At 42.8% G+C, this 8,098-nt stretch carries 8 protein-coding genes; 7 read left to right on the top strand and 1 reads right to left on the bottom strand.

All coding sequences use genetic code 11. From position 1 onward, the window contains the following. Together H6G03_RS29820 and H6G03_RS29815 are read left to right on the top strand one after the other, a co-directional pair. A partial coding sequence (locus H6G03_RS29820; protein WP_190472998.1) for an isocitrate lyase/PEP mutase family protein occupies nucleotides 1–872 on the top strand: 872 nt, incomplete at its 5' end. 122 nt (nucleotides 873–994) lie between these two features. After that, entirely contained in the window at nucleotides 995–1,396 is a 402-nt protein-coding gene (locus tag H6G03_RS29815; RefSeq protein ID WP_190473009.1) for a hypothetical protein, read from the top strand. A gap of 244 nt (nucleotides 1,397–1,640) precedes the next feature. Here the strand turns inward: H6G03_RS29815 and H6G03_RS39365 are convergent, their stop codons facing one another. Then, nucleotides 1,641–3,437 carry a cyclase family protein gene (locus tag H6G03_RS39365; protein ID WP_190472995.1) on the bottom strand — a complete coding sequence of 599 codons (1,797 nt, stop codon included), beginning with the start codon at nucleotides 3,435–3,437 and terminating at the stop codon, nucleotides 1,641–1,643. A 77-nt stretch (nucleotides 3,438–3,514) separates the two neighbouring features. On the opposite strand from H6G03_RS39365, the gene H6G03_RS29805 reads away from it, so the two are divergent. The 5 genes from H6G03_RS29805 (at nucleotide 3,515) to H6G03_RS29785 (ending at nucleotide 8,036) form a co-directional block, all read left to right on the top strand. Further along, entirely contained in the window at nucleotides 3,515–4,030 is a 516-nt protein-coding gene (locus H6G03_RS29805) for a dihydrofolate reductase family protein (protein ID WP_190472991.1), read from the top strand. Between the two features lie 315 nt (nucleotides 4,031–4,345). Next, nucleotides 4,346–5,503 (top strand): radical SAM/SPASM domain-containing protein, encoded by a 1,158-nt coding sequence (locus H6G03_RS29800; RefSeq protein WP_190472987.1) that lies wholly within the window; start codon nucleotides 4,346–4,348, stop codon nucleotides 5,501–5,503. A gap of 17 nt (nucleotides 5,504–5,520) precedes the next feature. Continuing rightward, the gene (locus tag H6G03_RS29795) at nucleotides 5,521–6,549 is read left to right on the top strand and encodes a hypothetical protein (protein WP_190472983.1); all 1,029 of its coding nucleotides are present in this window, start codon (nucleotides 5,521–5,523) and stop codon (nucleotides 6,547–6,549) included. Nucleotides 6,550–6,574: 25 nt separating this feature from the next. Next, nucleotides 6,575–7,093: a hypothetical protein gene (locus H6G03_RS29790; protein WP_190472980.1), complete on the top strand. Its 519-nt coding sequence runs from the start codon at nucleotides 6,575–6,577 to the stop codon at nucleotides 7,091–7,093. A 4-nt stretch (nucleotides 7,094–7,097) separates the two neighbouring features. Further along, a complete protein-coding gene (locus H6G03_RS29785) occupies nucleotides 7,098–8,036 on the top strand; it encodes a UbiA family prenyltransferase (RefSeq protein WP_242057026.1) in 939 nt (312 codons plus the stop codon). The last annotated feature ends 62 nt before the right edge of the window (nucleotides 8,037–8,098 follow it).

Below are 8,098 nucleotides of genomic sequence, written 5' to 3'. Positions count from 1 at the left end.
GTCACGAACTGCGAAAAATACTCGATCGCTCCGGCATCCTCGTACTTCCCGGCGTGTATGATTGTTTGAGCGCCAAACTTGCCGAACAGTTGGGATTTGAAATCGTTTTCACCAGCGGTTTTGGCATTTCTGCCTCTACACTCGGTCGCCCGGATTACGGCTTTCTCACCGCCACGGAAATGCTTTACAGTGTCGGGAGAATTGCACAGTCGATTAACATTCCTTTAGTTGCCGATATCGATACCGGTTATGGCAATCCTTTAAATGTAATTAGGACTGTCACCGACGCCGTAAATCTGGGAGTCGCCGGAGTCATTTTGGAAGACCAAGAATGGCCGAAAAAATGCGGTCACTACCAGGGTAAGCGCGTTATCCCAATGGCGGAACAGGTAGAAAAAATCCGCGCCGCAGTCCACGCCCGCGCTGATAGCGGTTTGGTAATTATAGGACGAACCGATGCTTTAGCGCCATTGGGATTGGAAGAAGCGATTCGTCGGGGTCGCGCTTATTACGAAGCTGGCGCGGATGTGGTGTTTATTGAAGCGCCGCAGTCAGTGGAGGATTTGAAAGCGATCGCATCTGCTTTCCCCGATGTACCATTGTTTGCAAATATGATCGAAGGCGGGAAAACTCCCTTCCTGACCGGTTCGCAATTACAAGAGTTGGGTTTCAAAATTGTAGTCTTCCCCCTCTCTGGTTTATTTGCCGCAACTCACGCCATGACCGCTTGCTTGCGCCAACTCAAGGAACAGGGAACGACAACGGGTTTTTCTAATTTGGTTTCCTTCCCAGAATTCGAGCAAATTATCGAGGTTCCCAAATATCGCCAATTGGAACAGGAGTATAGCATTTCCCCCTCCCCTAATCCCTAGCCCCGACGCCCTAATCCCTAGCCCCTATCCGTAAAATTGCGGAACTCCAACGCTGCGATCGCTGTCATTAAGAATGATTAAAAACAGTTCCCTCAAACGTTGTTATGGGAGTCGCCGCAAACATGAAGCGAGATATTCGACTTGCCGCAACTTGGGCGATCGCGGCTTTAGCAATCAGCTTACCATCCAAAGCCCTCGCTTTGGAAAATTTTGATGTTGCTTTGGGCAAACAAGCAACCGATCCCAGGGTTGTCCTTAATAATAACATCGACCTCAATCGCGCCAAAAACCTTGCACGTCAAGCAGGTGTATCCACTAACGGCGGTTTGGGTCGCTATCGTCCAGAAAACTCAATGCACGGCCCAGCTACAGAGGCACCCTTTGTAGATAATGGCAATGGCACTTGGACGTTTACTTTTAAAGGTCGCCGTCCCGATTCCAGTGTCTATAGTATCCAAACTGTTGTCACTGTTTCTAAAGATGGCAGGCAGGTAAATGTAGACTACAACGGCCCGATTCGTTAGTAAATTTTTACCACAAATAAACAAAGATGAACGCATTCATCTTTGTTTATTTGTGTGCATCTATTTTCATATGTATTATCTGTCCCGTTGCATCGGTAGAGTCAAAAATTGACGATCGCATCTGTGTTCATCTGTGTTTATCTGTTTTCATCTGTGGTAAAAATTTAACCCCTAATTCCCACAGATAATCTTTCGTATCAGTCTTACACTACCGATGCTACGGCACACAATCTTAAAGGTTATACTACGGAACTAACCCTATCACCGCAGCAGGAGAACCAGATCCATCTTTAAGACGGAGATGACCGATAACTAAAATAGTACCAATTGGCGGCAATCGCTCTAAATTAGTTAAATTTTCCAATACAATACCCGATTGTGCCAACACCAAACGGTTAGTAGCAAAAGTGGGATCTTGAGCGCAATCTACGCCGTGAGTATCAATTCCCACACCAGCAATTTGACGTTCTGCAATTAAAAACTGAGTTGTTTCGCTTGTCAAAGCGGGAAAATGTAACTTTCCTTCACTATCTTGATTCAAAAAAGCATTTTTGTCAAGCCATTTTTCTTGCCAACCCGTGTACAGCAATACGATACTATTAACTGGAATCTGACCGTGTTGTTGTTCCCAATTTTTAACATCGTTAATAGTGAGAGTATAATCGAAATTATCTGCAACTTTGTCGCGCATATCGATGACTACAGCAGGTACAATTAGAGATTCAGCGGGATAGCGATCGATCCCCATTCCATTCACATAAAAACTCTTGGGTGCGTTGATATGAGTCGCGCTGTGTTCTCCAATAGAGAAACGCCGTAAATAATAGCCATGTTTCTCCAATTCAGCGACGATTTCAAATTCAACTGGTGGGTCTCCCGGCCATTGGGGAATATCAATATCGATGACGTGACTGAGGTGAATTACTTGCGAGTAAGTAATCGTTTTATGTTCGCTTTTTCTAGTAACTGTCTGAGAACGAGTTAATCTTTCCAGCGTTGCTTCCATGAGTGCAGTATTTTGACCGGAAACGGTGAAAACCAGCGCTTCTCGATAAACGCGCTGTGCGGCATGATGGCTGTAATTTGCCGCCCCACTGGAAACGGTAATGGCGGCGTGGGCGATGCGGACTGCGAGTTCGATCGCCCAACTTCTTAAATGTAGCTTTTCTGATAGTTCAATGCTTGTTTGTTGTTGAGCTTCTCTAATTGTAGTTCGACATTGTGCGAATTCGTTATTGAGGGATAGGAATGCTTTATCTATAAAAGGAAACGACTTATTTATAGCGGCTGCTTCGATAATATCGAGTCCCGCCCTAGCGCAACCGAGTACCAAACCAGTCGCACGCAAAACATTCTTTTTATCGTTTTCTTGTATCCAATTTTGTGGTTTAATAGAAAGTATGCGATCGTCTGGCAAAAACCAATCTTTGATAGTTGCCGTCACCGTGTTGGTTGATGTCATTGCTGCCAGTTGCATCGGTTCGCTAAAATTAATGTAACCGCCCAAACTTTGCTTTGTTTCCCCAAAAGTAAGCATACCAAAAACTGCTCTACCATCCGATAAACTAGCGGCAACAATAAAATATTGAAATATCCCCCATCCTGTCACCCAAGGAACTTGTCCTTCTAATAAATAACCCCCATCTACAGGGGTAGCTGAAATTAGCGGGTCGCCTGACCGTCGCAGTTGGGAAAAACCCACACCGACCAAAACCTCACCGTTACTCATACGGGGAAGGTATTCTTGTTTGAGAGAGGTGTTTTTACTGTCAAAAAGCATACCCGCAGCGCTTTGGTGTTGAGTTTGCAAGAAAGCTAAAGCGCCGGAATATTTAGCGACCAATTCTTGAAAAGATTGAAACGTATCTTCGCTGACACCTTTTCCGCCCCATTCTGGCGGAATTCGGAGTGCAAGGACACCCAATTCGCCCAAACCTTTGAGTGCATCAAACAGAGTGTCTGGGTTAGTATCTATATTGTGAGCGATCGCGGCTACCGATGTCCGCAGATAAGACTCGGTGATGTCGAGCAAGTGTGGCATAAATATGGTATTAGTGTGCTACCCTTCGAGAATATTATGGATCGATCGCACATCGTTTAAAACTTGGCAACTAAACCATGCGAAAAATACGTTTGTACATTGCCTCCAGTCTTGACGGCTACATTGCGAGAACATCCGGCGATGTCGATTGGTTATTCACCGACGCCGACTACGGTTACACCGAATTCTTAGCCCAAGTAGACACAATACTCATGGGTAATAAAACATATCAGCAAGTTCTTGGTTTTGGGGAATATCCATACAAAGGCAAACAAGTTTTTGTTTTCTCTAACACTTTGCCAGGTCAAAAAGATAATAATAACGTAGAATTTATCGGCGGCGATTTGAATGAGTTCGTCAACAACCTGCGTCAATCTCCCGGTGGCGATATCTGGTTAGTTGGGGGATCTGAGATAATTCATTATTTTCTCAAACACAGTTTGATTGATGAACTAATCCTCTCAATTCACCCAATTATTCTAGGCGATGGTATCTCGCTGATTGTGAAAGATGCAAGTTTACAAACCTCACTTAAATTCAAAACTGTCAAAACCTATGAATCCGGATTGTTGCAAGTTTCTTACGATTTATAAAAAATTTGCTTAGGTACGTTGTTGCGCTTTAGCGCTAAAGACCAGGGTCAGAAACCGGGTTTCTTGCAACTGCCCTTAACTGAAAGCCTAGATTTTCTGTTGAGAAACCGGGTTTCTTGCAACTGCCCTTCGCTGAAAGCCTAGATTTTCTGTTGAGAAACCGGGTTTCTTGCAACTACCATTCGCTGAAAGCCTAGATTTTCTGTTGAGAAACCCGGTTTCTTCAGCCTTAAATGTTAACTTTTTTTACCATTACTTTTAAGAGCCAATGCCACACATTAATCTAGTGTATACCGCCCTTAATCTAGCCAATACATGAACCCCTTTCTTAGCAATATTCGCCTCAAATGGTTCCTTGCCACTAGGGCTTTAGACTACAGCGCCGACTTTGTTAAAATTTTGTATCAAATCTATCTAAATCATAACAAAATCATACATTTCCGTAATGGATACCCGGTTTATTCCCTATCCACTCCCGCTTTATTCAGCAAACCAGCATCTAACTTCATCGCTCGCGCCCTATATCGCACCATTCAGAATAAAAATTTGCCCAACTTGATGAGTTTTGCGGTTAATGATATCTGCAATGCGACTTGCGAGCATTGTAGTTTCTTTGAAGCTGTTGAAGAGAAAAACAAAAATATTCTCACATTACAGCAAGCACAAAAACTCATCAAAGACGCGCAAGAGTTGGGAGTATCTGTAATTAACTTTGTCGGTGGAGAACCGCTCCTGCACCAAGAATTACCGGAAATTATCAAAGCAGTTAATAAAGACTTTTCCACTACTATTCTATTTACCAACGGTTGGCATTTGGAGAAGCGGGCAGCAGAATTAAAAAAGGCAGGATTGGACAGCATTTATATTAGCATAGATGCGGCAAGTCCGGAAAAGCACGACCGATTTCGCAAACAAACGGGTTTGTTCGATCGAGCAATGCGAGGTATCCAAACAGCGAAAAAGTTAGGCTTTTCTGTCGGAATCTCTACAACTATGACTCCGGAATCTTACCGCGATGGAGAATTAGACAGAATTGTTAAATTGGGGAAAAAGATAGGCATCCATGAAGTCCTCGTTTTCGATGCTTTGCCAACAGGAAGATATAAAGAGCGGCAAGACTTAGTTGATAACAACGACTGGATAGAAGAGATGATTCAGTCAGCTAGAAAATATAACCAAAATCCCAATTATCCGGGAGTAGTTTTCTTTGCTTATTTTACCAGTCATCGCAGCGTCGGTTGTTCTTGCGGTACAAGCTATTTTTACGTTTCGCCTTACGGTGATATTATGTCCTGCGATTTCAACCATGCCAAGTTTGGCAACATTCTCGAAGAACCCCTTTGGAAAATCTGGGATAGATTGACAACTCTACCCGAATTTTGTCAGGCAAAGTGGGGTGGATGCAAAATCAAAGATTCTGAATTTCGGCAAAAAGAAACTGTCTCAAGTGGCAACCTCAATATCCACATTTAGTAATTCACCATTACCTTATGATTTCACTCCTCTATCTCACACCAATTCTGGCAAACTGCAACTTCGATAAAAGTCCAACTATACCCATCGTGCTGTTTGAGCTTTTTATTTTTGCTGGAGTTGCTGCCGCTTTCATAATACTTCGTAAAGTCACAGATAAATTACCCCTACGCTTTCTCATAATGAGTGCGGGAGTAATGATGTTTGAGTTGTTTACCGCTCCCATGTGGCATAACTTCAGAATGGGGCAATGGGCGTATGTTTACCACGATGTTAGTTGGATATTAACTATAGGTTGGGCAGAGTTAATTTTGGGGGTTGTGCTACTGGTAGATAAACTTTTACCAGATTGGAAAGAGTGGAAAAAATTTGTAATTTATCTAATTATATTGACACTGGCAGTCATAGTTTTAGAAACGATTGTGGTCAATATAGGACTTCGCAGTTACGCTCCGGAAGTTATCGAGGCTACTTCAGGTATTTGGGTGGCGGGAGTACCGCTAGAAATCCTATATTATGTACCCGTGTTTATGGCATTGGTCATCGCATTTTACAAATATTGGAGTTTTGTAATAGACGATATTCCCCTCATACCTGTAAAGCGCAGGAAATGGGTACGCAGCTTTTTCCTTGCTTTCATGGGAATCTTCTTATTTGAAGTAATGATTGAGCCAATGGTGAGCAATGAAAATTTTCCCAAGTGGTCGTACATTTTTCACGATATTAGCTTTATCCAAACAGGGATGTGGATTCTCATTGTCGGGTTTGCTGCGGCTGTAGTTGGTAAATTTTTCATCAATTATCCAACTCCGCAAAGATTTGCTATTGCTGTAATAATTACGACTGCTATAGCTTGGCCGATCGAATCTTGGTTGATGCAAAATAACTACCGAGTTTACAATCACAGCACAGTGGAAACTTGGCTCGGTTATAAGACGCCTATCCTTAATACACCAGTAGAATTAGCTTTTGCTATACCCATTTATATGGCATTGATTATTGTGTTCATTCGCTACTGGGAAACGGTAATTGACAATAGATTGTGATTGTAAATTCTGAGGTAAATCGCAAATGTTAGGACAACGAATGAGTGAAAATGAAAAATTAACTTTTCATCTGTTAAGTGTTTTTGTGGGAGCGCTCGTTATCTTTGTTTTCTTAGTCGCCACTACGGGTAGCGTACAAAATGCGGTCACAAGTTTAATGTTTTTAGCAATCTGTACGCTGGGAATTGGAATTGCTCTTCTTGGCGCGATCGCTTGGTTGATCGGTTTGATGATAGTAGCGCCTATTTGGGGCATCATTTGGGGAGGAATTTTACTATATAAATATCGTAATTCCGGTGAGGGGGAAACCAGTGCCGATCGCATTTCGCAAGCAAGTACATCGATCGCGCCTAACCCCACATTACCCCGCCAAGAAAGTGTACCGCTGACTTCTCAACAAATGGCTTTAGTTAAATATATGAAACAAGGCAAAGATAAATATGGTTGGAGCGACACTCAAATTGCTAATAGACTCAGATTTGAAGGTTGGAGCAATCAAGAAATTGAGGAAGCTTTAGGGATTTTTAATAATACAATAAGCTAGAATTATGCAGCAGCAAACAATGTTCGATCGCTGGTGGATATATCAGCGAGAACGCTTCCCAATTGTAGCTCATGGAGTACTAATTGCAATTTTCAGCAGTGCTGCGATTAGCTATTCTGTCCTGCTGCGCGGTGGCACAAAAATACTGAATCTCAGTACAATAATAGTTGCCTTTATCAGCGTTTTTCTCTTCTTTTTGCAACTGCGGATTGCAGATGAATTTAAAGATTTTGATGACGATTTGCGATACCGTCCTTACCGTCCCGTTCCCAGAGGTTTGGTGAGTTTGCGCGAGTTAGGTTGGCTGGGTGTTGCTACTGGCATAATTCAGCTAAGTTTGGCTGTTTGGTTAACACCAACTTTGGCATTGTTGCTGGGTTTGGTGTGGCTTTACTTTGGGTTGATGTGCAAAGAATTCTTTGTGCATAATTGGCTAAAGGCTCATCTTTTGGCTTATATGTGCAGCCACATAGTAATTGTACCCCTGATTAATTTGTATGCAACAGCTTGTGATTGGTTAGTGGCGCAGGCGTCCCCGCCTGCGGATATTTTTTGGTTTTTGGTCGCTAGCTTTTTTAATGGGATGGTAATTGAAATCGGACGCAAGATTCGATCGCCCAAAGATGAAGAGTTCGGTGTCGAGACTTACAGCGCTGTTTGGGGACGGAAAAAAGCTGTGTTTGCTTGGCTTGGCGCGATCGCATTGACGGCGATCGCATCCTTTATATCCGCCTCCCAAATCGACTTTGCAACACCTGTCGGTTGCTTGCTAGCGATATTATTCATTGTTGCGATCGCTGTGGCATGGCTTTTTCTGCGTCAACCGATTACTAAATGGGCTAAACTTATAGAAAAAACCTCTAGTCTCTGGACATTGCTTGTATATTTAAGTTTAGGTATTGTACCGCTGACATTGCGCTTGTTACATTACTTGCCTTATTGATGAAGCTAGTGCTTAAGTGACATTATGCAAATTATAAGTCGGGAATACAGATGGACAGTTCG

This window comes from Aerosakkonema funiforme FACHB-1375, from assembly GCF_014696265.1.
Classification (GTDB): domain Bacteria; phylum Cyanobacteriota; class Cyanobacteriia; order Cyanobacteriales; family Aerosakkonemataceae; genus Aerosakkonema; species Aerosakkonema funiforme_A.
Note: the sequence above shows the minus strand (reverse complement) of the source record. Positions and strands in the feature narration are given on the sequence as shown.

Excerpts from the sequence above, each read along its gene's own strand:
- H6G03_RS29815 (WP_190473009.1), top strand. The coding sequence starts at position 995 with ATGAAGCGAGATATTCGACTTGCCGCAACTTGGGCGATCGCGGCTTTA.
- H6G03_RS39365 (WP_190472995.1), bottom strand. The coding sequence starts at position 3,437 with ATGCCACACTTGCTCGACATCACCGAGTCTTATCTGCGGACATCGGTA.
- H6G03_RS29805 (WP_190472991.1), top strand. The coding sequence starts at position 3,515 with ATGCGAAAAATACGTTTGTACATTGCCTCCAGTCTTGACGGCTACATT.
- H6G03_RS29800 (WP_190472987.1), top strand. The coding sequence starts at position 4,346 with ATGAACCCCTTTCTTAGCAATATTCGCCTCAAATGGTTCCTTGCCACT.
- H6G03_RS29795 (WP_190472983.1), top strand. The coding sequence starts at position 5,521 with ATGATTTCACTCCTCTATCTCACACCAATTCTGGCAAACTGCAACTTC.
- H6G03_RS29790 (WP_190472980.1), top strand. The coding sequence starts at position 6,575 with ATGTTAGGACAACGAATGAGTGAAAATGAAAAATTAACTTTTCATCTG.
- H6G03_RS29785 (WP_242057026.1), top strand. The coding sequence starts at position 7,098 with ATGCAGCAGCAAACAATGTTCGATCGCTGGTGGATATATCAGCGAGAA.